Origin of the sequence: Halogeometricum borinquense DSM 11551 (assembly GCF_000172995.2) — an archaeon.
GTDB lineage: Archaea > Halobacteriota > Halobacteria > Halobacteriales > Haloferacaceae > Halogeometricum > Halogeometricum borinquense.
Window position 1 is genome coordinate 2,075,376 of record NC_014729.1, and the last position, 21,757, is coordinate 2,097,132.

At 61.9% G+C, this 21,757-nt stretch carries 25 protein-coding genes and 1 pseudogene; 12 read left to right on the forward strand and 14 right to left on the reverse strand.

What is annotated here, in order from left to right:
* Positions 1-64 precede the first annotated feature (64 nt).
* The 3 genes and pseudogenes from HBOR_RS10480 to HBOR_RS20295 all read right to left on the reverse strand — a co-directional run.
* Positions 65-415: pseudogene (locus tag HBOR_RS10480) on the reverse strand (eCIS core domain-containing protein); the annotation flags it as partial.
* A gap of 8 nt (positions 416-423) precedes the next feature.
* Positions 424-1,236 carry a hypothetical protein gene (locus tag HBOR_RS10485; protein ID WP_241432428.1) on the reverse strand — a complete coding sequence of 271 codons (813 nt, stop codon included), beginning with the start codon at positions 1,234-1,236 and terminating at the stop codon, positions 424-426.
* A 44-nt stretch (positions 1,237-1,280) separates the two neighbouring features.
* A complete protein-coding gene (locus tag HBOR_RS20295) occupies positions 1,281-2,801 on the reverse strand; it encodes an eCIS core domain-containing protein (RefSeq protein ID WP_244880399.1) in 1,521 nt (506 codons plus the stop codon).
* 228 nt (positions 2,802-3,029) lie between these two features.
* On the opposite strand from HBOR_RS20295, the gene HBOR_RS10495 reads away from it, so the two are divergent.
* From HBOR_RS10495 to HBOR_RS10520, 7 genes are all read left to right on the forward strand, one after another.
* The gene (locus tag HBOR_RS10495) at positions 3,030-3,830 is read left to right on the forward strand and encodes a YqjF family protein (RefSeq protein ID WP_006056807.1); all 801 of its coding nucleotides are present in this window, start codon (positions 3,030-3,032) and stop codon (positions 3,828-3,830) included.
* 74 nt (positions 3,831-3,904) lie between these two features.
* Entirely contained in the window at positions 3,905-4,363 is a 459-nt protein-coding gene (locus tag HBOR_RS10500) for a CopD family protein (protein WP_006056806.1), read from the forward strand.
* 97 nt (positions 4,364-4,460) lie between these two features.
* The gene (locus tag HBOR_RS20475) at positions 4,461-4,589 is read left to right on the forward strand and encodes a hypothetical protein (protein ID WP_006056805.1); all 129 of its coding nucleotides are present in this window, start codon (positions 4,461-4,463) and stop codon (positions 4,587-4,589) included.
* Complete coding sequence (locus tag HBOR_RS10505; protein ID WP_006056804.1) at positions 4,586-5,620, forward strand: metallophosphoesterase family protein; 1,035 nt, start codon at positions 4,586-4,588, stop codon at positions 5,618-5,620. The genes HBOR_RS20475 and HBOR_RS10505 overlap by 4 nt, the downstream gene beginning before the upstream one ends.
* Positions 5,611-6,378: a DUF7260 family protein gene (locus HBOR_RS10510; protein WP_241432427.1), complete on the forward strand. Its 768-nt coding sequence runs from the start codon at positions 5,611-5,613 to the stop codon at positions 6,376-6,378. Before HBOR_RS10505 ends, HBOR_RS10510 begins: the two co-directional genes overlap by 10 nt.
* Positions 6,379-6,538: 160 nt before the next feature.
* Positions 6,539-7,006 carry a PH domain-containing protein gene (locus tag HBOR_RS10515; protein WP_006056802.1) on the forward strand — a complete coding sequence of 156 codons (468 nt, stop codon included), beginning with the start codon at positions 6,539-6,541 and terminating at the stop codon, positions 7,004-7,006.
* Entirely contained in the window at positions 7,006-8,697 is a 1,692-nt protein-coding gene (locus HBOR_RS10520) for a PH domain-containing protein (protein WP_006056801.1), read from the forward strand. The genes HBOR_RS10515 and HBOR_RS10520 overlap by 1 nt, the downstream gene beginning before the upstream one ends.
* A gap of 32 nt (positions 8,698-8,729) precedes the next feature.
* Here the strand turns inward: HBOR_RS10520 and HBOR_RS10525 are convergent, their stop codons facing one another.
* Positions 8,730-9,089 (reverse strand): VOC family protein, encoded by a 360-nt coding sequence (locus HBOR_RS10525; RefSeq protein ID WP_006056800.1) that lies wholly within the window; start codon positions 9,087-9,089, stop codon positions 8,730-8,732.
* A 79-nt stretch (positions 9,090-9,168) separates the two neighbouring features.
* Here HBOR_RS10525 and HBOR_RS10530 point away from each other — a divergent pair, with 79 nt between their 5' ends.
* Positions 9,169-9,858, forward strand: a complete 690-nt coding sequence (locus HBOR_RS10530; protein WP_006056799.1) for a carbonic anhydrase — start codon at positions 9,169-9,171, stop codon at positions 9,856-9,858.
* 21 nt (positions 9,859-9,879) lie between these two features.
* Here the strand turns inward: HBOR_RS10530 and HBOR_RS10535 are convergent, their stop codons facing one another.
* The 3 genes from HBOR_RS10535 to HBOR_RS10545 form a co-directional block, all read right to left on the reverse strand.
* Positions 9,880-10,536: a bifunctional 4-hydroxy-2-oxoglutarate aldolase/2-dehydro-3-deoxy-phosphogluconate aldolase gene (locus tag HBOR_RS10535; RefSeq protein ID WP_006056798.1), complete on the reverse strand. Its 657-nt coding sequence runs from the start codon at positions 10,534-10,536 to the stop codon at positions 9,880-9,882.
* Between the two features lie 126 nt (positions 10,537-10,662).
* Complete coding sequence (locus HBOR_RS10540; protein WP_006056797.1) at positions 10,663-11,418, reverse strand: ABC transporter permease; 756 nt, start codon at positions 11,416-11,418, stop codon at positions 10,663-10,665.
* On the reverse strand, positions 11,415-12,416 hold the full coding sequence (locus tag HBOR_RS10545; protein ID WP_006056796.1) for an ABC transporter ATP-binding protein: 1,002 nt from the start codon (positions 12,414-12,416) through the stop codon (positions 11,415-11,417). The genes HBOR_RS10540 and HBOR_RS10545 overlap by 4 nt, the downstream gene beginning before the upstream one ends.
* A 132-nt stretch (positions 12,417-12,548) precedes the next feature.
* Here HBOR_RS10545 and HBOR_RS10550 point away from each other — a divergent pair, with 132 nt between their 5' ends.
* Both HBOR_RS10550 and HBOR_RS10555 read left to right on the forward strand, forming a co-directional pair.
* Entirely contained in the window at positions 12,549-13,979 is a 1,431-nt protein-coding gene (locus tag HBOR_RS10550) for a PQQ-dependent sugar dehydrogenase (protein ID WP_006056795.1), read from the forward strand.
* Between the two features lie 91 nt (positions 13,980-14,070).
* Positions 14,071-15,093 (forward strand): aldo/keto reductase, encoded by a 1,023-nt coding sequence (locus HBOR_RS10555; protein ID WP_006056794.1) that lies wholly within the window; start codon positions 14,071-14,073, stop codon positions 15,091-15,093.
* Between the two features lie 36 nt (positions 15,094-15,129).
* On the opposite strand, the gene HBOR_RS10560 is transcribed toward HBOR_RS10555, so the two are convergent.
* From HBOR_RS10560 to HBOR_RS10575, 4 genes are all read right to left on the reverse strand, one after another.
* Complete coding sequence (locus HBOR_RS10560; RefSeq protein ID WP_006056793.1) at positions 15,130-15,546, reverse strand: hypothetical protein; 417 nt, start codon at positions 15,544-15,546, stop codon at positions 15,130-15,132.
* A gap of 3 nt (positions 15,547-15,549) precedes the next feature.
* On the reverse strand, positions 15,550-15,780 hold the full coding sequence (locus tag HBOR_RS10565) for a SelT/SelW/SelH family protein (RefSeq protein ID WP_006056792.1): 231 nt from the start codon (positions 15,778-15,780) through the stop codon (positions 15,550-15,552).
* An 88-nt stretch (positions 15,781-15,868) separates the two neighbouring features.
* On the reverse strand, positions 15,869-16,537 hold the full coding sequence (locus HBOR_RS10570; protein WP_006056791.1) for a DUF7546 family protein: 669 nt from the start codon (positions 16,535-16,537) through the stop codon (positions 15,869-15,871).
* Positions 16,537-17,889, reverse strand: a complete 1,353-nt coding sequence (locus tag HBOR_RS10575) for a heme o synthase (protein WP_006056790.1) — start codon at positions 17,887-17,889, stop codon at positions 16,537-16,539. The genes HBOR_RS10570 and HBOR_RS10575 overlap by 1 nt, the downstream gene beginning before the upstream one ends.
* 187 nt (positions 17,890-18,076) lie before the next feature.
* On the opposite strand from HBOR_RS10575, the gene coxB reads away from it, so the two are divergent.
* A complete protein-coding gene (coxB, locus tag HBOR_RS10580) occupies positions 18,077-18,841 on the forward strand; it encodes a cytochrome c oxidase subunit II (protein ID WP_006056789.1) in 765 nt (254 codons plus the stop codon).
* Here coxB and HBOR_RS10585 read toward each other — a convergent pair whose 3' ends face one another.
* The 3 genes from HBOR_RS10585 to HBOR_RS10595 all read right to left on the reverse strand — a co-directional run bounded on the left by HBOR_RS10585 (position 18,842) and on the right by HBOR_RS10595 (position 20,705).
* Positions 18,842-19,669 carry a biotin--[acetyl-CoA-carboxylase] ligase gene (locus tag HBOR_RS10585; RefSeq protein ID WP_006056788.1) on the reverse strand — a complete coding sequence of 276 codons (828 nt, stop codon included), beginning with the start codon at positions 19,667-19,669 and terminating at the stop codon, positions 18,842-18,844. It abuts the gene before it with no gap.
* 107 nt (positions 19,670-19,776) lie between these two features.
* Positions 19,777-20,214, reverse strand: coding sequence for an adenylyltransferase/cytidyltransferase family protein (locus HBOR_RS10590; protein ID WP_006056787.1), 438 nt, complete (start codon positions 20,212-20,214; stop codon positions 19,777-19,779).
* The gene (locus HBOR_RS10595; protein WP_006056786.1) at positions 20,211-20,705 is read right to left on the reverse strand and encodes a Mov34/MPN/PAD-1 family protein; all 495 of its coding nucleotides are present in this window, start codon (positions 20,703-20,705) and stop codon (positions 20,211-20,213) included. The genes HBOR_RS10590 and HBOR_RS10595 overlap by 4 nt, the downstream gene beginning before the upstream one ends.
* A gap of 162 nt (positions 20,706-20,867) precedes the next feature.
* Between HBOR_RS10595 and HBOR_RS10600 the strand changes: the two genes are divergently transcribed.
* Positions 20,868-21,713, forward strand: coding sequence for a fructosamine kinase family protein (locus tag HBOR_RS10600; protein ID WP_394295402.1), 846 nt, complete (start codon positions 20,868-20,870; stop codon positions 21,711-21,713).
* The last annotated feature ends 44 nt before the right edge of the window (positions 21,714-21,757 follow it).

Here is a 21,757-nt window from a genome sequence, read left to right on the forward strand (position 1 = left end):
ACTATCGAACTAATTCTGATTTCTGTTCGGAATCGAGTTCCCCCTGTAATTGATCAGCGGACTTCATCCGCTGGACGTGTACTTCAGCCTTGGACACCCGATGTACACCAATCTTCCAACCCTCTACCACGCGTTGGGCAGTGTCCTCGGCTTCGCGTTCGAGACGCTCATCGGGGTCAATCTCTAACTCGCCCGCTTGGGGGAGCATCGACACCGCGCCACCAGTCTGCTGGCGCACGTGCGCGAGTTCGTGGGCGAGAATATGCTGACCTTCAGCACTCGATGGATCGTATTCGCCGTGGTTGAACGCGATGTGATTGCCGACAGTAAAGGCACGAGCGTTGATGTCTTCACAGGCTTTCGCGGCCGATGGACCCGTGTGAATACGCACGTCACCGAGCGAGCCACCTATCCGATAACCCGTTATTTGTTGTCTGCGACTGCGCCTGCAATTTTGGCCATTTCTTTCCCCTGTTCGCCGAAGCCATAATCGAATTCGAGCGAATAGCCCGGGATGTCCGCGTGCAGTTTATGATATGGCCGATACGGACGATCCTCGTAGAGATATCGTGTCGCAGCGTCGTAGAGCCCCGGACCGATCACTCGGTACTGTTCTGGTGGCTCTTCCCCTCGAAGGAGATAGCAGTCTCGGATTTGGCAGCGGAGATGATAGACGAAAAACTCCTGAGCAACCTCCAGTGATGGCAAGTAGTTGGGTTTCAGTTGTAATCGGGCGTCAGGATCTCGATTGAGGGGCTGATCGCCGAGAACCACCTGCCTCTCCCGGTTGTCATCCAGATAGAGGAAATGAATGTCCGACACCGCTTCGATCCGGCCAGCTTCATCCAGATAGACATCGAGCAGATACAGAACGAACTCGTCGTCACCGACGGCATCGGGCTCCGGAACTGGCGCGGTCACGTTCGGGAGCCGACTGTTGATCTGATCGAAGTACGTCCCGAAGTACTTCTCGAAGTCCTCGTCCGAGAGCGACTCGATGGCTGTTTGGACCCGCTGCATCGCCGCAGTGTCTCGGTCCCACGGAAGCACGTCGTATCCCTTCTCTTTGGCGACGTAGTACTTGGCATACCGGCGCGCCTGGCTCACGTACTCGTTTTCTTTCCCAGTACGTTTGGCTGGGTCGTCCGGGTAGCCGTCTTGGGAATGGCCCTGGATTTCTCCATCGAACCCAACTGCAACGGTATGTTCCGTCTCATCGTTATCATGGACTCTCACCCCAATTCCTTTATTATCTTGGTCGATGATTTTTGCATTCATATTCATTTGTCGTCGAAGCGGGTATCGCCAGTCTCGTCGTGACTGGTGAGTTTGTCCTTGCCGTAACTTAGTGCTATACCAGTCAATAATGCTCCGAACGCGACAGTGATATTCTCGAAGAGACCAGCCCCTTGTGGGCCGACCATGTCGAGTTCGGATTGCAACATCGACGCAAGCGTCGCGTGATCGGTTTGGGACTCGATTGCCTTGTATACCACTGCTGCGACACCAGTGCTGATCCCTACGTCAGTTAGAAAATCTCGAAATGTGCTTTCCTCGGGGAGTTCCCCCTGTTGGAGTTCCGAAAGGATATCGTTACTGAGAGTCTCGAATTCGGAGACGAGTTGTTTGTGCTTTTCGACTAACTTCTGCTGGTCCTGTGAGAGGCCCATCTCGGAGAGATCGTGGTCATGTGAGACCGTCACGGCCAATCCGTCTCGAAGTGGAGTCGGTGTCTCCTCTCTCAGCGTCGTCTCACCAGCCGCTGGTTCCACGGTTACTCCCGTCGCTGCGCTGAGCTCGTTGATCTCCGTCGCTAACTCTTCAAGATCCGCAACAGCAGACTGCAGTTGTTCTAACTTCTCGGGGTCGATATCTAATAGGACACCTTGGGTAGCTTCCTCTTCGATGATTGCCTGCTCCGTGTCGCCCATCGAGGGAATATACTCCGAGACGTCTTTCGGTGAGCGCTGAACGTGCACGTCGGAGTGCTCCATGCGATGTACGCCGATTTTCCCACCTTGCATCACGCGCTGGGCGGTTTCTTCGGCTTCCCGCTCTAAGCGTGGGTCAGGATCAATTTCTAACGAACCCTCTTGGGGGAGCATCGACACCGCGCCACCAGTTTGTTGGCGCACGTGTGCGAGTTCGTGGGCGAGAATATGCTGGCCTTCAGCACTTGATGGATCGTATTCGCCGTGGTTGAACGCGATGTGATTCCCCACAGTAAACGCGCGGGCGTTGATGTCTTCGCAGGCTTTCGCGGCGGATGGATCCGTGTGGATTCGAACGTCGCTCAGATTGTCGCCCATTCGGTCTTCCATCGCGCGCTGAATCGAGGTGTCGAGTTGTTGGCCCGGCGAGGAAATAACGTCTCGTACGGAGTCGGGCACGTTCGCGTCGCCAGCCTTTGACGCCTCATGATGCGCGCCACGACTGCGCTGGACAGATTTAGCGTTCCGGCGCTCGATGTCTTTGGGAACTTCGGCAGGGCGCTCCTGCTGACGCTGGCGGAACGCGCGCATGTCGCGTGGCTTGCCCATCGTATCGACGGTCATGCCTTCGTCGGCCCATTCTCGGACTTGGTCTGCGCCGTGTTTCTTGGCCAGTCGCTGAATCTTCGTATCCAGCCCGTCCATGTATATTTCGACGCCGAATCGTGATTCACACTCTTGGGGTGTTAGCGATCCACCGCCACCACGACTCTGATTTCGATTCGAGCCTCCCGTCAGCTCTTGAATAGACGGAACGGACGAGGACTCTTTGCTCGGAGTCGTCCGCTCGTTTGCAGACCGAAATCCCATTCTTACTGCAAACTTGATAGCTATCCTATATAATTGTTCGTTCCTCGGCTTCGTGGTGTGCAGATATGGGGGACGGATCGGCGTATGTGCCAATTACTTCGGAGATATTCGACCAAAAACCGCCGAAATATGGGATCAAGTGTTTGCGTTTTGCTCGAATCAGATACGCTGAACAATACTGCCAGACGGCAGCAAAGTGCAAGTACGCGCGGTACTGATTGTCAAGATATGCGTTCCGGAGATGCCGCGTTCGGGGACGAGGCACTGGTCCAGATGCGGTGGCGCGACGCGCTGTTCGCCCACTGGGAGACTGACCCGGAAACGGTAGCCGGACGCCTCCCGCCGGGTGTCGAGGTTGCCACGTTCGACGGTCACGCGTGGCTCGGCGTCGTCGCGTTCGTTATGGAGGATATCCGCCCGTGCGGTGTCCCGTTCGGTCTCTCTTTTCCTGAGTTGAACCTTCGGACGTACGTTACACGCTCAGTGGACGACGCTGAACGTTCTGAAGACGATACCGAACGGTCAGGAGACGGCGCTGAAGCGAGTTCGACCGGCCACCGAACGCAGTCCGGAGACAGCGCCCGCGCGGTGTACTTTTTCAATCTCGATGCCGACGACAGACTCGGCGTCGCCCTCGCACGGTTGCTGTACTCGCTTCCGTACTACCGAGCAGATATGCGCGTCCGAAGCGGTGCGGACGAATCTATCGAATTCGCCAGTCAGCGCACCCACTGGAACGCGCCCCCTGCGCACTTCGATGCGACCTACGAACCCGTCGGTGACGACTTCACACCGGAACCCGGTACGCTTGAACACTTCTTTGTCGAGAACTATCGGTTCTACACGGTCGGGCGGCGACTCTACTACGGTGACATTTCGCATCCCCCGTGGCCGCTTTATGAAGCAAACGCCGAGATTCGGTCGAACACGCTATTCGCAGCCAACGGGTTCGAGACGCCGACCGACGAACCAGTGGTACACTACTCACCGGGAATCGAAGTGACGGCCGGACGTATCCACCGGGCCTGAGGCTCCCATCGCTGTCGGCCAAGTAATCGATAGAAATCGACGGGTTTCAAGCGGTGAAAGACACAGTAGCTGATATGATACTCGACACTGTGATGACCACGGCTCACGTCCTCACGGGCGCGCTCTGGGTCGGAAGCGTCGTGTTCGTCGCTGGCGTGGTGCTGCCTACCGCTCTCGACGGGTCGCTCGACGCCGAACCGTTGGAAACGTTCGCCGACAAACTCGTCTTCGGGTCGCGCGCCGCGTCGGTGATCATGTTCTTCACTGGCGGACATCTCGCCGGTACAAGATACACGTTCGACCTCCTCATGAACGAGAGTCGCGGTCACCTGGTCCTCGCTATGTTGGTCCTCTGGCTCGTCCTTACCGCGCTCGTCGAAATCGGCCGGAGCCGACTCGTCGATGGCCTCAGAGAGAAACGCGTCCGCACGCCGGCAGAGAACGCCGCAGATATCTTCCGCGCGGCGGCAGTCGTCGGCATCCTCCTCCTCGTCGATGCCGGACTCTTGGCTTCCGGTATCACGCTCTATTGAGACTCCGGAGCGATATTGAGATAGTATAGACATATACTACAGAATATATATTATATCCGATATTTTTATCATTCGAGCGGTCGGACCGCCGAACGAGATGCAAGGGGACGACCACTCCGCCGACGAAACCGCCCCGCTGACCATCGAACTTTGTAGACAGGACGGACGCATCGTCGTTCGTCGGGATACCGCGCTGGGCACGTTCTCCCGCACAATCGAGCGATGAGGGATGGTTCCACCGGTGTTTCAGCGGACCAGCGAACGCCGCCCGCAGCAGACGCCGGACCGCTTCTCGCTCGCCTCCGACAGCCAACCTCCCACACGCGAACGCGAATCGCTGTCGTCTCTGACCCCCACCTCACACCGACGGCGACCGGAACATGGAAAGTGTATCACCGAACCGAGACGCGCCTCCGCGCCGCCATCGCCGCCATCAACGACCTGAACGTCGATGCGACACTCAGCCTCGGCGATCTGACGAGAGATGGCCATCCCGAAGAGTTCGACTGCGTGGACGAACTGCTTGCCGACCTCGATACACCGTTCGTCTCCGTCCCCGGCAATCACGACGTCCCGAAACAGTGGGACGACTACGAGGCACCGACGGTAGACGAATTCGGGGCTCGATACGCCCGCGGCGCGTTCCCATTCCACGTGAGCGTCGGCGGCGTCGATCTCATCGGCTTGGATACCGCCAGCGGCGACGGCACACTGTATGATTCCCATGAAGGTCTCGTCCCGTCCGAACACGTGGCGTGGTTGGACGAGACGCTGTCCGAGGTGGAGTCACCGATCGTCGCGTCCCATCACAACGTGTTCCACCCGCGCGAACACACCGGGCAGTTCGCTGACGAGGATTTCTATCAACTCCGAAACGCCGACGAGGTGGTCGAGGTGCTGTCGAGCGGAGGGGATCCGCTCGTCCTCTCGGGACACATCCACTGGCCTGCGACGGCCCGACGAGGCGGCGTCCGGGAGATCATCGCCCCCGCAACGTGTTCGTTCCCGCAGGCTGCGATACTTCTCGATGTCGGTCCGCTCGGAACCGAGGTTCGGATGGTCCCGCTCGCCGGGCCGAACGGGGTGGCCGAGGCGTACTCGCTCGCACAAACTGGGAACGCGCACGGACAAAGCATCGTGTCACACGCCGACAGAGGCGTCCTCACGGATTTCCCACTCGTTGACGAATTCGAGTGGACAGCAAACACGCGCGCTGATGTTGCTGCGGACGTTCCGGGGGCGGTCCGATGGCGATGATCGAGACACACCTCGAAGAGGCGACACAGTTGATACGACGTGAACGTCGCCGCTCAGTAGACGAACGCCAAGCGTTCCGGGCGTTCCGGTCAGCCGTCGCCGACGTTCGACCCACCGCTACGGCGGGCAAAACTGGCGGCCCGTTGACAACGAAGTCGCTCACATATGGGTCGGCGTCCCCCTCGTTGGACACGATTCGACGTGAATACGAACGAACCGTGATGGCGGTCCCCCACTACGAGGACGAGTACGGCGATACCTACACCGAGAGCGTCACTGCCGAGTTCGGAGAAGACGTTGCCGCCGCGATAACCCAGGGAAGCACCCTCACGCCGAACCTCCGACAGGCCGTTGTCGCCGGTGCAACGGCCGCGATGGAGGAACGAACTGAGTTCGTCTCGTTGCTCGATACAGAGTCCGATTCCGTCGAGGCGGTTCGAACGACGGTTCACTCAGCGGTGGAGACGCTTCGAGCGCTAGATGACGAACCGCTTTCAAAGCGGTCGTTCGAGAATCTCACTCGCCTCCGCGAATCTGTCGTCTCCGTTCGGGACCGACTGGACGAGGCGGCGGTGCGTCGGCAGACCACGCTGCGTTCACACCGCAGGAACCTCTCGAATCGCGTTCCGGACGTGACGATGTATCTGTACGAACCGCTCGCAGTCGAGTACCCCGCACTGAACGCGCTCGCCAGCGCCCGAGAGATCGTTGAGGCGGCACTCCGGCGGCTTGACCGGCAGTTGATCGCCGCGCTCTGACGCTTTCATCGCTACAGGTTGTCTCCACCGACACGTTTCGCCCGCCCGTGGAGATAGCCGACAGTATATTTTATCACCGCGGCGGAACGTCTTCCAACATGAAGCCGACAGGCTCTGCCACGGCGTCACGTTCTTCGAACGCTCTCGTCTACGCCAACCGATGAATCGACTCGATCCGCGCGTCCGACTGCTCTGGGTCGGGAGTGCGGCGCTCACCGCACTCGTCATCGGCGCACTGCTGTTTGCGGTCGTCCAGTTCGTCTCACCACCGTTTCTCCCCTCGTGGAGTCCGTACGCCGCCACTGCGGTTGTGTTCGTCCTCGGGGCGAGTCTGGCAATCGCCCGGTATCGGTCGTGGGGATACGAGGTGCGCGAGGACTCGCTGTACCTCGAACGCGGCGTCTTCACGCGCGTACGGACAGTCGTCCCGTTCGTCCGTATCCAACACGTCGATTCCTCCCGTGGCCCGGTAGAACGGGTCATCGGCTTGGCGAGTACTGTCGTCTACACCGCCGGATCACGTGGTGCAGACGTGTCGGTTCCGGGACTTACCGCAGACAGCGCGGACGAGTTGCGGGAGCGGTTGAAACGCCTCGCCATCCGGTCTGAAGGTGAAGACGCCGTCTGATGGTCACCCAACATCTCTCCCCCCTGTCGGTTCCCTATCGCGTCCTCCAACGTGGCGGGAGCATCGTCGCCGCCCTCGGGTTTGCTCTCGCTACGGGGGGGTTCAGCCTTCCGTTCGCCGGCATCACCGGTCCACTCGTCCTCGTCGGACTGGCGAGTCTCTTCGCTATTGCTCTCGTGGCCTACGAGTTCGCCTACTACCGACGGTTTACCTACGAACTCACCGCAGATACGTTCGATATCGAGTCCGGCGTGTTCGCCCGTCGAAACCGCGAGATTCCGCTCGGGCGCATTCAGAACGTGGATATCTCGCGTAACGTGATCCAGCGAGCGATGGGCATTGCCGCCGTCTCGTTCGAGACGGCCGGCGGGACGGAAACAGAGGCAAAACTTCGGTTCGTGTCCTTCGAGGAAGCAAAACGACTCCAGCGGGAACTGGGCCGTCTGAAGCGCGGCGAGTCGGCCGACGAGGATGCCGACACGCCCGTCGCGGAGGAACTCTTCAAACTCGAAGGCCGCGAACTCGGAATCCTCGGTGCGCTCTCGTTCGACTTCCGCGTGCCCGGTATTATTTTCCTCTTTTTCTCGGGGTCGCTCACGGTCGTCACGTCCTTGTTCCCCAGCGATCTGGGACCTGTCGTGGTCGTCCTCGGGACGTTCGTGCTCCTCCTCCTCGTGATTCTGGCGTCGTGGATAACCGGCGCAGCCATCGCCATCGTGAACTACTACGGGTTCCGTCTCGTCCAGTCGGCGGACGAACTTCAGTACGAACGCGGGTTGCTCCAGCGATACGATGGATCGATCCCCTTCGATAAGGTGCAAACGCTGACGATAGCGGACAACCCGCTGAAGCGCTGGGCGGGGTACGCTACACTGTTGGTCGAGACGGCAGGATACGCGCCCGGACAGGGCGACTCCGGGTCGTCACGTGGATCGGAGGCTGCCGTCCCAATCGCCAGCCGTGAGCGCATCGAGGACCTCGTCAACGATATCGAACCGGTCGGATCACCCGACTTCCGTCGCCCGCCGAAACGAACCCGCCGACGCTACTTCGGGCGGTACAGCATCGTCATCGGAGCGGCGACGGCGGTACTGTCCGTCGCAGGCTCTGTCGCCAGTCTCGGACTCCCGTGGTACGCACCGCTGGCGCTCATCCCCGTCGCGGCCGTCGCCGCACACTACAAGTGGAAACACCGCGGCCTGTGGCTGGGTGAGAACCACGTCGTCACCCGAAACGGCGTCCTGAAGCGCGAGACGAAAATCGTCCCCTACTACCGCATCCAGACGGTGATCGACTCGCGAACCATCTTCCAGCGCCGTCTTCGACTCGCGACCGTCACTATCGACACCGCTGGGTCGCTTTCACTCGGGGGACAGGACGTCGCTGCTGTAGACATCGACACCGACTACGCCGACGAACTCCGCGACGAACTGGAGTCGCGTCTCCGTGTCGCCGTCGCCGCACACCGACAGGGCCGCGTCGGCATCGGTGCCGACGACGAACTGTCCGTCACGGAATCGGTCGAACAGTCGAAATCCGAACAGGATGGAACTGCTGACACGGCGCATTCGGATCCCGATGACGCCGTAGACAATGCCGCAGATGGGGCCACAGACGGTCCCTCAGATGACGCGACAGATGACGCCGATCCGTTCGTCTGGGATACAGCGAGCGATGACAACAGTAAATAGCCGCTCTTGACGACACAGAACCGACGGCGAGGTTAGAGCGGGGCCGAAACCTCGTGCCGGAACGTCTGGAACTCCACGGTTCGGCCGTCGGGGTCCGCAGCGAAGAACTGGTAGATATCGTACTGTTCGTTCTCGTGCGGGGCTTCTCGGGCTGCATCCCCGACGCGCTCGTGCATCTCGTCTACCTCGTCTGCGGTATCGTAGACGAACGTGACGATGCCGTCCGTTTCCGTCTCATCGCCGTCACAGAAGCCGAACAGCATGTTTCCGTGGCGGAGGATGGTACACCCGGACTGCTCTAGCCACACCTCCGCACCGACGGTGTCGGTGTAGAACGCCGTCGTCGTTTCGCGGTTCGTGGTTCGGAAAAAGAGGATGCCACCTGCGGTCATGTCTCGGCCGTCGGTCGCGGGGACGAAAGATGTGCCGGGTCCCGGCCAATTGATACGCTAGAGGCGTCTTCCGACTCTCATGGAGGTACTCGAACGGTTACTCGACGGCAACGACGAACACGTTGCACAGGTTGACGACGGCCACTTCGAGGGCGTGCGCGACGGACAGGATCCGCCCGTCGTCTCTGTGTCGTGTTCGGACTCGCGCGTCCCGGCGGAAGGCGTCTGGGACGCCAACGCGGACGGGGACCTATTTACGAGCGTCAACGTCGGCGATCAGGCGTGGACGGACGTAGACGGCGAACTCGTCGTCAACGACGCGGTCGGTTACGCGGTGTCCGCACTGGACGTGGAACTCATCGCAGTCCTAGGACACACCGGCTGTGGTGCCGTCACTGCGGCGTACGAGTCGGTAACCGGCGAATCTGAGACCTCGCTTCTCCCTGCGGTTGAGGCGGCCGTCGCCCGACTCACACCGATAGTCGAGTCGGCCCGGGAAGACGGCGTTTTCGACGACGATACGCCGCGCGGTGAGGCCGTCAACAAACTGGTTGAGCGGGCAGTGCAGGAGCAGGTCGATTTCCTCGTCGAAACCGACGCGGTGCCGGACGACGTGGCCGTCGCCGGATTCGTCTACGACTTCCAGCACGCCTACGGCGACGACGACGGCGCGGCGTATCTCGTCTCGCTCGACGGCGAAACCGAATGCGAAACGCTTCGAGAACGGGTTTCGCCCTCGTACCACGAACACGTCGCATCGCTTCGCTGAACGGACGTGTCGGATTCCGTTCTATTCGCGGGCGTCTTCGATAACCTGTGTGAACTCGCGGGCCGTCTCGGTGATGGCCTCGAAGTCGCCCGCTTCGATGGCGTCGGCGTCCATGATGGCGCTTCCAGCGCCGACGACGACGGCACCAGCTTCGATGTAGTCGGCTACGTTGTCGATGCCGATGCCACCCGTCGGCATGAGCGGAATCTGCGGAAGCGGACCTTTGATGCTAGCGAGGTGTTTTGGCCCCATCACTGACGCCGGGAACACTTTGACCAGATCCGCGCCCGCCTCGTAGGCGTCCACGGCTTCCGTCGGCGTGAGGATGCCCGGTGCGACGATAGTGCCGTAGCGGTTGCATGTCTCTACGACGCCCTCGTCGAAGCTCGGGCCGACGACGAACTCCGCGCCGTTCATGATGGATGCACGGGCTGTCTCACTGTCGAGGACGGTGCCCGCGCCGACGATTGCCTCCGTCTCGGAGAACGACGCCGACACCTCGCTGATGAGGTCCATCGCGTCGGGGTTGTCCGCGGTAATCTCGTAGGCTGTGACGCCGCCGTCGTGCAACGCCTGTGCCACCTCAAGAATGGTGTCAGCGTCTGCGCCTCGCATCACCGCGACGACGCCGCTGTCTACCAGTCGCTGCATGTCCTCGTGAGAGTCGAGCGTAACCATCTTCGTGCGCGACTCCGCCGCGACGGCTAATAAACTCCCGCGACACTGACACCGTTCGCGCGAATACTTGTCGCGATAACGTACAGCACGGAAGAGACCAGACAGAAGAGACGACAGTCGTCCGTATCAGTCCGTCCGCGGGATGGCGTACGCGCCCGCCGCGAAGAACACGACAGAGAGCACGGCGAGGATGGCGAGATTCGACCACGGATCGCCCGACCCCGTCGTCACCGCGCGGACGCCGCGAGCGAAGTAAGTTAGCGGCGAGAGGTTCATCGCCGGACGGAACCACGCGGGCAGCAGGTCCGGCGTGACGAACGTCTCAGAGAGGAACAGCAGTGGAAGCGCAATGGCGTTCGACGCCGCGATGACACCGTCTTGGGAGTCGGCGACGCGACCGAGAATCGCGCCGAGTCCACAGAACAGCGTGACGCCGAGTGCCACGAACGCGACGATGCTGAGCGTCGCCGGACGGAGCGGAATGGACACGCCGGTCACGACGACCGTGAGGACCAACAGGGCTAACGCGGCCAGTCCGATGACGACGACGTTCACGAGCGTCTGGCTCAGCAACCACTCGGCCCGCGAGAGCGGCGTCGTCGCCAGCTTCTCGAATCGGTTGCCCTCGCGGTGGCGGGCGATTGTGGACCCGACGCGCGAAAGCGGCGTGAAGAGGACGACAACTGCGAGGTAGCCGGGCACGTAGTATGCTGGTGGTTCGGCGAACAGGCCGCCGCCGGTCGGTTGCGTCTGCACTAACGCCCCGAAGATGAGGACGATGATGACCGGGAAGAAGAACGTGAAGAACACCGCCGTCCGGCGACGGAGGAACGAGTGCCACGAGGCGGTGAACTCCGCGCGGACGCGGCCGAGCGAACTCACTGTTCGTCACCTCCGCGACTGCCTCCGTGACCACCGCGAGCCGACTGACCGACGTTCCCGCCGCCGTCAGCCATCGGTGCGTCCGCGAAACTTGGATTATCCTCGAACGCTTCGCCCGTCAGCGAGAGATACACGTCTTCGAGGTCCGGTTGCGTCCACGTCAGCGTGTCGTATGCGATGCCCGCGTCGTCGAGTGCGTCCACGGCGTCGCCGATGTCGCGCGGCGTCAGTCCCTCGAAGACGAGTCGGCCGTCGCGCGCGGCGGCATCGAAATGTCCGTTCAGTGCCTCCGTGGCCGATTCCGGCAGCGATTCCGTCTCGACTTCGAGTCTGCTGTCGCCGCCGTGGGCCGCGACGAGTTCGCTCGGCGAGCCGACGGCGACGAGTTCGCCCGCGTTCAGCAATCCCACGCGGTCCGCGAGTCGTTCGACTTCGGCCATCGAGTGACTCGTGAGAAACACCGTCGTCCCGCCCGCAGCGAGGTCATCGAGCAGGTTCCACAGCGACCGACGACCCGCGGGGTCGATGCCGGTGGTCGGTTCGTCCAAGAACAGCACGTCCGGGTCGTTCACCAATGCGGCGGCGACGCACGCCCGGCGTTGCTGGCCGCCCGAAAGGTCCTCGTACCACGTGTTGGCATCGTCCCCCGCGAGTCCCACGTCCGCGAGAACTGACTCGGGGTCGCGTGCCTCGTCGTACAGCCCCGCGTAGTAGGAAACGAGTTCGCGGGCGGTGAGACGAGCGGCCGGGGAGAACGACTGGGGGAGCAGGCCAATGCGAGAACGTTCGACCGCCGTCGGTGATGTGCCGAGGACGCTGACGTGTCCTTCCACAGGCGTCGTCCCGGTGAGCGCACGGACCAACGTCGTCTTTCCCGCGCCGTTCGGGCCGATGAGTCCGAACACCTCGCCCGCCGATACCGAGAGCGAGACTCCCGAGAGAGCGTCTCTGTCGCCGTACGATTTCCGCACGTCGTCGGCGACGAGTACCTCGTCCATACGCAGATTTCGTCGCGGTTCGGTGGTAAGGATTCGGATTCGGGCACGGGATTCGACGCGGCTTCTACGCGAACGGATCACGCTTCCGACGCCGCGATAACGCTTATTCTCCCCGCGGCCCGTGAATGACACATGTCCCCACTCCCCCGCCGCCGCGTCCTCGCGTCCGGGTTTGCAACTGTCCTCGCAGGTATCGCCGGGTGCAGTTCAGCCCCGACCAGTGGGGAAGACAGCGGCGACCGAACACCGACAACGAATCCGGATCCGACCGACAGCGGATCGTCCGGCAGCTCCGAACTGGACGACGCCCGTGTTGCCGTCGAACGTGTCGCCTCGGGATTCGTCTCACCTATCGATTTCTACGCGCCGGCGGGAACCGACCGACAGTTCGTCGTAGACCAGCCCGGAACCATCTACGAAGTGACGGAGAACGGTCGCCGTGATGAGCCGTATCTGGACATCAGAGACCGCGTAGTAGATCTCGGCGGCTACTCCGAGCAAGGACTTCTCGGCGTCGCGCCACATCCCGACTTTGCCGAGAACGGCCGTCTGTTCGTCCGGTACAGCGCACCGCGTCGAGACGGCACACCGCAAAACTACAGTCACACGTTCGTCCTCAGCGAGTTCACCGTGGACCCGACGGCGCGAACGGCAACTCCTGACGAAGAACGGACACTCCTCGAACTCCCGCAACCGCAGTCGAACCACAACGCCGGTGCCGTCGGCTTCGGTCCGGACGGCTACCTCTACGTCGGCACTGGTGACGGCGGCGCTGGCGGCGACAGGGGAACCGGCCACGTCGAGGACTGGTACGACGCCATCGCGGGCGGCAATGGACAGGACGTGACCGAAAACCTGCTCGGGAGTATCCTCCGCATCGACGTGGACGACGAGGGCGAAACCCGACCGTACGGCATTCCCGACGACAACCCGCTCGTCGGCTCCGACGGGTTAAATGAACATTACGCGTGGGGCCTTCGGAATCCGTGGCGGTTTTCGTTCGACATCCGCGGCGGAGAAGGGGGCGGTGGGGATGGGAAGGACAGCGACGACAGTACGGACAGAGGCGACGGCGACTGGGATCTCTACGTCGCGGACGTAGGACAGAACCGATATGAGGAGGTCAACCGCGTCGAGAAGGGCGGCAACTACGGCTGGAACGTCCGCGAGGGGATGCACTGTTTCGGCGCGAACGACTGTCCGACGACGACACCTGACGACAACTCGCTCGTTGACCCGGTCATCGAGTACCCACACTCTGGCGACGGCGTCTCGGGAATCGCCGTCATCGGCGGCTACGTCGTCCGCGGCGGGTCGCTACCGGAACTTGAGGGCGCGTACGTCTTCGCTGACTGGCGGGCGAACGGACGGTTATTCGCTGCCGACCCTTCGTCGGAGACGGCACCGTGGCCTCCCGTCGAAGTCTCCATTACGGGCGATACTTCCCCCGGGTCGTTCGTGACGGCGTTCGGTCGCGACGACGGGGAGATATACCTGCTTACGACCAATGTCGGGAGAGTCAGCGGGCAGACAGGCGAACTGTTCCGACTGACTGCGCCGTAGCCCCGTCTCTCGAACCGACGGTAATCGTGCCGGCGGAACACGAATGACCGGAAGTCACACACTTTTGCGCGCAGCACCCGTCGATTAGCACATGACACTCGACTCCCGACGACTGGGCAGTACCGGAACGAAGGTCTCGGAACTTTGCTTCGGCACGTGGCGCTTCGGCCGCGAGACGAACGGCGTGCTGGAAACGTCGAAAGAGGAAGCACACGACCTTCTCGACGCGTTCGCAGACCGCGGCGGCAACTTCATCGATAGCGCGAACGTCTACGGCACGCCCAACGGCCGGTCGGAGTCGTGGATCGGTGACTGGCTCGCAGAACGGGACCGCGAGAACTACGTCATCACCTCGAAAGTGTACTTCCCCTTCGACGAGGAGAACCCGAACGGGTCGGGTCTCTCACGAACCCACATTCGAGATCAGATCGAGGGCACGCTGGACCGCCTCGGCACGGAGTATCTCGATCTCTACTACATCCACCGTTGGGACGAGGAGACGCCTATCGAGGAGACGCTTTCGACGCTGAACCGCCTCGTCGAAGAGGGTAAAGTGAACTACCTCGGTGCGTCTACGATGGCGGCGTGGCAACTGACGAAGGCGCTCTGGAAGTCCGAGGTCCACGAGTGGGAGCGCTTCGAGGTCACTCAACCGCTGTTCCATGCGGGCTACTACGAGGACGTGAAAGACTATCTCGACGTGTGCGGCGATCAAGAACTCGCGGTCTGTCCGTATTCGCCGCTTGCAGGCGGTTTCCTGACCGGTAAGTACGAACGCGCCGACCCGGACGACCCGACGCAGGTGATCGCACCCGACGGGTCTCGCGCGTCGTTCGACGACCGGTTCGAACAGTTCTATCTCTCCGAGCGCGGGTGGAACGTGCTCGACACGATTCGCACGGTCGCCGACGAGGTGGACGCTTCGCCCGCGCAAGTCGCACTTCGCTGGCTGATGGACTACCCCGAGGCGACGGTGATCCCCATCGTGGGTGCGCGAACCGAGGAGCAACTGGATGAGAACGTCGAAGCCGCCGACGTGAGTCTCTCCGAGGACCAGTGGGAACGAATCATGAACGCCCGGTACGACGACGAAGGGCGTCTGTGGGGGCACTGAACTGAGTCCAGCGACTCCACTCCTGTTCGTGCTGCATCACGCGTAGTCGAGGTCCCTGAGGTAGTCGCAGACGATGTGAGCATAGAGGACGATAGCGACGAAAGCGGCCAGCGTCGGTCGGCCAACGAGGACGACCGCAAACGTAACGACGCCGCCGATGAGGTGGTGACTCAACAGACGGCGGGGGGTCAGCCCCTCGCCGTCCATATCGGCGAACACTTTCTCCTGTTCGATCAGCCCGACGCGTGGGTTTTTCACGGCGCGTTCGAGATGCCGCCAGTCGCCCGTCAGCCAGCGAGCGATGACAAAGTGGTCTAAATCGATGAGAACGCTGACCACGATACCAGCGCCGACGAGCGCGAGGTGTGCCATCCCCGTCGAACCCGGAAAGAGGACGAACGCCGCGACAACCGAGACGACACCGCCGACGGCGGCGTGTTCACCGGATTTCACCGTTCAGAGAGCTGACCGGACGCGCCGTGTGATTTCGTCAACATCGTACTCGTCGTCCGCTTTGTCCCAGACGATTTCGTCATCGACGGCGACCGTGAGGACGCCGTGGTCACCCGTTACGAGCGAGACGCGATTGACGCGTTCACCGAACTGTTGAAGAACAGCGTGTTGGATGGTCTCGGCTCTGTCGAGGAACCCACACGGAACGCAGTACTCTATCTCGATCTCGGTCATATCAGACCGTTTTCCGTCCGGCGAGTTAAATGTGAACGAAGGACATTCGATGAGTTCCACCGAACGCCAGCCAAAACGAACGCGAGACTCACTCTCCGCGGCCGAATCCGAACGGCCGCCAGTAGAGAAGCACGACGGTGACGACGAAGACGAGCGTCGAGATATCGTACGAGAGATCGAACGTCGCGGCGACGAGTGCAGAGCTGCTTCCGAACACACCCGTGAGGAGAGACGCGAGGATGGGCCACGAGCATGAGACACACGAGAGTAAGCCGAGAATACCGGAGACGGCCGACCCGGAGGCGTCGATCACTGTCGCGTAGACGAGATAGCCGAGCGCGAGATAGCCGACAACGCGCGCGGGCATGAACACGAGAGCGAAGAACGGCGTCGTGAACACGGGTGCGGGACCCCATCCGGGCGCAAGCGTTGCGAGTCGGACACCCCAGCCGGCAGTGCTGGGCAGCGAGGAGACGACGATACCGCCTGCAAACGCGAGTGCGACGACGTAACCGACGGCGATGAGTCTCGCGCGCTGGCGCGTCTTCTCGTCCGTCGGGGCGGGTCTCGTCTTCCAGATGGCGATAACGCCGACAGCTATCCAGAGAAGTCCGTAGAAGGCGTATCGGGGTTGCGTAACCGTGATCTCGGCGACGAGAACGTAGACAAGTGCGAGCATTCCGAGCGTGTTCGCCAACAGGGCGGCGTAGAGAACATCACGGTCGAACGCGACGCGGAGAGTATCTGTAACGCTCATCAGACTGCGAGCGTATCTACGACGACGGCCAACAACAACATTCCGAGGTAGGCGTTCGAGGCGTGGAACGCGCGGAACGCCGCGGACTCGGTCTGTTCGTAGTGAAGTTGCACGACGAAGTAGAGGAACACCGCGCCGAAGACGACGCTCGTGAGGGCGTAAACGACCCCGAGAGCTTCCATCGCCGCTAGTGCGCCCGCGGCGATGAGCGTCGCACCGAGATACCAAAGCGTGTGCTTTCGCGTCTCCGTCTCACCGCGGACGACGGGCATCATCGGGAAGCCACCGCGAGCGTAGTCGTCCTTGTACGCCAGCGCGAGGTTGTAAAAGTGCGCGGGCGTCCACAGGAAGATGACCGCCGCCAGCAGGAGGCCGCCGAAGCCGATTTCACCGGTGACAGCGACCCAACCGATGAGTGCGGGAAGCGCCCCCGCCGCGCCGCCGATAACGGTGTTCTGCACCGTGTTCGGCTTCAGGATGAGCGTGTAGACGACGCTGTAGAACAGAATCGCGCCGACGCCGAGGACGGCCGCGAGCGTGTTCACCCACGCGAACAGTGCGACAGACGCCGCTGCTAAGACCAGCCCGAACGCAACAGCGTGCCGAACAGGAACGAGGTCGACTGCGAGCGGCCGGTCGCTCGTTCGCTCCATTCGCCGGTCGATGTCGCGTTCGAGGACGTGGTTGAACGTCCCTGACGCACCGATAGAGAGGACACCGCCACCGAGCGTCGCAAGGACGATTTCGGGAGTCAGACCGGTGCTCGTCGTCGCGGCAAGCGCCATGCCAGCAGAGGCGACGAGACAAAGGAGCCACATCAGCCGCGGCTTCATCAGACGGAAATACGCGGCCGCAGTCGCTTTCGCCCGCTCGAACGGATCGGTCGGAATCGTCGGGTCGTGTTCTCCCTCGGGCGGAAGATCCGGTTCGGGGACGCCCTGTGGTTCGTCCGTCGGGTCGCCCGTTTCTGTCTCAAGCACCCACGCGAGTGCGAGAACGAGACTGCCGAAGATGCCCATCCCGACGACAAGGTGGAGCGTCGAGAGTGTTGCGTCGGCACCGCCGACAGCGACGAACGCCCCCAGTGCAGCCTGAACGGGATAGAGCACTCCCGCAACCACCATCGAGCCGAGAACCCGGCGTTCAACGCCGGAACGGACAGCCATGACGAGTGTCACAACCCCGAGGAGGCCAACGAGGACAGCGGCCAGTCGGTGGCCGACTGCCAGCCAGCCCGCCGCCGTGGTCGGTGCGGTGAAGCCGTCACCGCAGACCGGCCACGCGGTACACGCCGCGGCGGCGTCTGTGAGAGCTGTCGTTGCGCCGACGAGAAGCAAGAGATAGACGCCCATCGCGGTCGCGGCGAGCAGGGCGTGAAAACGGTCATGTGTACGGTTCGATCCCACGTATAGTCACCTACGGCTCGTTCGTACGCGCCGTATTTAGGACCCGCGCTTTCACGATTCAATTCGGGATTTCACGACCGCGCGACGAAAAGACAGCAACTATTTAGGGACATGTTCCTAACCGTGCGATAAGATGCGAAAGACGCGTTTAGCACTCGTTTCGGTGTTCTCGGTGCTGATTCTCGCGCTATTTGCTGACCCTGTGGCCGCGCAGGCGTCCGCGAGCGCCGAGCTCATCAACGATCTGAACAGTAGGCTGCTGTACGTGGCCTTCCCCATCACCCTACTCGTAGAGTTCATCCTCCTCTACGCGGTGGTGAAGTTCCGTAACAACGACAACCCGCTGCCAACCAAGGAGAACCGCCGTCTCGAAATCACGTGGACCGTTGCAACGGCCATTATCCTTCTGTTCGTCGGCGTCGCCTCCTACGGCGTCCTCGCTGACGACAACGTCACCCACCAGCCAGAAGAAGAGTTGCAGGGCGACCCTGTCGTCGTCCACGCCGAAGCGTACCAGTGGGGTTGGGAGATGTCCTACCCCGAAGACGGTAACTTCACGACCGGAACCGAAATTGTCGTCCCGAAGGACCGGCCGGTCGTCTTCGAGGTGACTTCCAGGGACGTGATACACGGCTTCCACGTTCCTAAGATGGGGATGAAGACCGACGCGATGCCGGGACAGATTAACACCGTCAAGACTGTCCCTTACGAGGAAGATACCTACCAGGGCTACTGTACCGAGTACTGCGGTGTCGCTCACTCGCAGATGTACTTCAGCGTCGAAGTAGTCTCACAAGAAGAGTACCAAACGTGGCTCTCCGAACAGCAGAACAGTAGCAGTAGCGGCAACAGTGCCAGCGTCGAAGGCACCGTCGAAGCGTCCGCGCTCGCTCAGTAACTACCGCGGCGCGTTTCGCAACCGAGTCGTCTCTCCTTCGGTCACTTCCACCGTGCGTTCGTCAGTCTCAACGAGCAGTCCGCCCCGCGGCGATACATCTCGTGCGATGCCGGTAACATCGGCGTTGCCTCGTCGTCGAACCGTCACGCGCGACCCGAGCGTCTCGGCGCGTTCGCGCCAGTCATCCAGGAGTGCCGCGAATCCCTCGTCAGATTCGGCGGCGGCACATCGCGCGACCAACGACTCACGATAGCGTTCTGCGACGCGTTCGCGGTCTACAGACCCGACTTCCGCCCGGAGCGTCGTCACTGGCCTGTCGAGCGACACCTCCGCAGGGTCGAAGTCGGCGTTGATTCCCGTCCCGACGAGGACGTACTCGACCGACACGTTGTCGTCGCCAAACACCTCGTCTACGGGTTTTCCAGGAACAGTGACGCCGTCCACTACGGGTTCGGTGAGGATACCGGCGAGCTTCTTCGGTACGGCGTCTGCGGCGTCCTCGGCAGACGGGCTGGCTACGACCACGTCGTTCGGCCACTTCAGACGCGCATCGACGCCGAGTGGTTCGACGGCATCGACGACGGCCATCGCCCCGGCGAAGGTGAGGCGCCCGACGTGTTCCGTGGATAGATCGGGTCGGAGAAGCGTGCTCGACCAGATACCGCCGGGCGGGGCGGCCCACTCGTTACCCGTCCGTCCGCGGGCAGCGGTGAGTTCGTTCGCCACGACCATCGTCCCGTGGGGCGCGCCGTCATCGGCCAACTGCCGGACGCGGAGGCTCGTGTTGCCCAGCGACTCGTGAAACTCTACCGGCGGGTCGTCGGTCATAGTCACTCGTTCGACGGCGGACCCAACAAAGTTCGCGGTGCGCCGGAACGGACGGACGCGCCACCGACTCGATAACTCGCGTTAGGATATTCGACGCTTCGGACGATTCAGTCGTCGCCGCGGCGGTCGAGAATCCGGTCGATGATGCGGCCGGTCGAGAGGAGTTCGTCCTCGTACCGCGGTTCGCGCGCGGAGGCGCGGGTGACTTCACAGTCGATGCCGCGCGAGTCCAGAGCCGCGCGGATACCGTCTGCGTCGTGGTGTTGGTCGTGACCGAGAACGATAACGTCGGGACGGATGCGCTCGATAGGAACGAAAATATCCTCAGTGTGGCCGAGGTGGGCTTCCGTTACCACGTCGATGGCGGCAACCATGTCGCGGCGCTGGCGGTCCGAGAGGATGGGTTTGGCCTTGTGAGTGACGTTTTCGCGGCGGGCGACGATGACGTGGAGTTCATCACCGAGTTCGGCGGCGTCTCGCAGGTAATGCACGTGGCCGGGATGAAGGATGTCGAACGTCCCTTGGGCGATAACTCGTCTCGTCATTGATCAAGGTCATCGAGGTCCAGATCGAGATCTGCCTCGTCGAAGTCGAAGAACGATTCGGGGTCCGGGAGGTCCACGTCGAGGACATCCAGCGTCGTGGGTTTGCCCTCTTGGTCGAACGCACGCCAGTCGCTTCTGCGATAGGGATGTCCGAGGATGATATGGACCTGCCCCTGTCCGAACGTGTCCAAGTCAGCGTCACTCGGCCGGAGGACGCCGTTCGGGTGAGAGTGAATCGAACCCACCGCGCGCATGTCGTTCGGAATCATGTTCGAATCCACCGTTGCACTCGTGGGGTCTGACTTCGTCCCCGGGATGATCAGCACGTCCGTGATGACCGTCCCCGAGCGGTCGAGGCCGAGCTGTCGTGCGTCCTCACCGCGGAGAAATCCCATGTACTCGTTGGGGTGCGTCTCTTTGGACGCCTCCAACGCGAATTCGAGTGCCTCCTCGGCGATTCCGAGAATCTCTTTCGACCGGAAGAGGCGCATACGTTCAGTTCCGGTGCGTCGGCATCTAAGAGTTCCGGTCCGGGAGCCGAAGAAACCGCAAGACTGCGATACGATGCCGGAAGCGACACGCTCAGGGAACGGGCCTTCGATGTCGTTCGTGTGGCCGACAAGACACCACCTGCATCCGAGAGACAACAGTCTCTGGAGACGGTTTGTGCCCGTGCGGAGTCGCAGTTCGGTTCGGCCGTGACAAACGCCGCTGAACTCGACGGTGGGAAGGTGGGGTCTGTCTCCCGACTCGACTTCGCCGACCGCGATGCCGTCGTCGCCAAAGTCAGTGACACACCGCTGACCGTCGAAGCCGAGATGCTCCGGTATCTCGACCGTGAGTCGGCGCTTCCGGTCCCCGAAGTGTATCACGCGACAACTGGCTGCCTTCTCATGGAGTACGTCGAGGGAGATGGAAAATTCACTGAGGCAGTCGAACGAGATGCTGCGGACTGCCTCGCCGAACTCCACGAAGTGACCGCCGAGCAGTCAGGATTCCCGTTCGATACGCTAAGTGGCCCGTACAGTCTCCCGAACCCGTGGACTGAGTCGTGGATCGACTTCTTCCGCGAGTTCCGACTGCGCGACGTAGCCGACGCGGCGGCCGAGGCGGGAACGCTGCCATCCGCAGACCGAGAACGCGTCGCGGCCCTCACATCAGACCTCGACAGTTTGCTCACCGAACCGGCTGCGCCCGCCCTGCTCCACGGCGACGTCTGGTCCGAGAACGTCGTCGTCCGCGACGGCCACGTACGGGCATTTTTGGACCCTGCGATGTACTACGGCCACCCAGAGATCGAACTCGCCTACATCCTCGCCTTCGACACGTTCGGTGACGCGTTCTTCGAGCGGTACGACGACCGGCGAGGCATCGAAGACGGGTTCTTCGAGACGCGTGCGGCGGTGTATACCGTCTTCTCCTCGCTCGAACTGGTTCGATACTCCGGCTGCGACAAACTCTCGTCACTCCGCGGCGCGTTGACGGAACTGGGGTACTGAACTACCTCGAATCGGACGATTCAGTCGCGGGCGCGCATGTAAAG

Bases quoted from the DNA above. Each gene is read 5' to 3' on its own strand.
- coxB (WP_006056789.1), top strand. From the start codon at position 18,077: ATGCGAAAGACGCGTTTAGCACTCGTTTCGGTGTTCTCGGTGCTGATT.
- HBOR_RS10500 (WP_006056806.1), top strand. From the start codon at position 3,905: ATGATACTCGACACTGTGATGACCACGGCTCACGTCCTCACGGGCGCG.
- HBOR_RS10520 (WP_006056801.1), top strand. From the start codon at position 7,006: ATGGTCACCCAACATCTCTCCCCCCTGTCGGTTCCCTATCGCGTCCTC.
- HBOR_RS10545 (WP_006056796.1), bottom strand. From the start codon at position 12,416: ATGGACGAGGTACTCGTCGCCGACGACGTGCGGAAATCGTACGGCGAC.
- HBOR_RS10570 (WP_006056791.1), bottom strand. From the start codon at position 16,537: ATGAGCGTTACAGATACTCTCCGCGTCGCGTTCGACCGTGATGTTCTC.
- HBOR_RS10550 (WP_006056795.1), top strand. From the start codon at position 12,549: ATGTCCCCACTCCCCCGCCGCCGCGTCCTCGCGTCCGGGTTTGCAACT.
- HBOR_RS10505 (WP_006056804.1), top strand. From the start codon at position 4,586: ATGAGGGATGGTTCCACCGGTGTTTCAGCGGACCAGCGAACGCCGCCC.
- HBOR_RS10590 (WP_006056787.1), bottom strand. From the start codon at position 20,214: ATGACGAGACGAGTTATCGCCCAAGGGACGTTCGACATCCTTCATCCC.
- HBOR_RS10515 (WP_006056802.1), top strand. From the start codon at position 6,539: ATGAATCGACTCGATCCGCGCGTCCGACTGCTCTGGGTCGGGAGTGCG.
- HBOR_RS10535 (WP_006056798.1), bottom strand. From the start codon at position 10,536: ATGGTTACGCTCGACTCTCACGAGGACATGCAGCGACTGGTAGACAGC.
- HBOR_RS10495 (WP_006056807.1), top strand. From the start codon at position 3,030: ATGCGTTCCGGAGATGCCGCGTTCGGGGACGAGGCACTGGTCCAGATG.
- HBOR_RS10525 (WP_006056800.1), bottom strand. From the start codon at position 9,089: ATGACCGCAGGTGGCATCCTCTTTTTCCGAACCACGAACCGCGAAACG.
- HBOR_RS10565 (WP_006056792.1), bottom strand. From the start codon at position 15,780: ATGACCGAGATCGAGATAGAGTACTGCGTTCCGTGTGGGTTCCTCGAC.
- HBOR_RS10555 (WP_006056794.1), top strand. From the start codon at position 14,071: ATGACACTCGACTCCCGACGACTGGGCAGTACCGGAACGAAGGTCTCG.
- HBOR_RS20475 (WP_006056805.1), top strand. From the start codon at position 4,461: ATGCAAGGGGACGACCACTCCGCCGACGAAACCGCCCCGCTGACCATC.
- HBOR_RS10585 (WP_006056788.1), bottom strand. From the start codon at position 19,669: ATGACCGACGACCCGCCGGTAGAGTTTCACGAGTCGCTGGGCAACACG.
- HBOR_RS10510 (WP_241432427.1), top strand. From the start codon at position 5,611: ATGGCGATGATCGAGACACACCTCGAAGAGGCGACACAGTTGATACGA.
- HBOR_RS10595 (WP_006056786.1), bottom strand. From the start codon at position 20,705: ATGCGCCTCTTCCGGTCGAAAGAGATTCTCGGAATCGCCGAGGAGGCA.
- HBOR_RS10530 (WP_006056799.1), top strand. From the start codon at position 9,169: ATGGAGGTACTCGAACGGTTACTCGACGGCAACGACGAACACGTTGCA.
- HBOR_RS20295 (WP_244880399.1), bottom strand. From the start codon at position 2,801: ATGGGATTTCGGTCTGCAAACGAGCGGACGACTCCGAGCAAAGAGTCC.
- HBOR_RS10575 (WP_006056790.1), bottom strand. From the start codon at position 17,889: ATGGGCGTCTATCTCTTGCTTCTCGTCGGCGCAACGACAGCTCTCACA.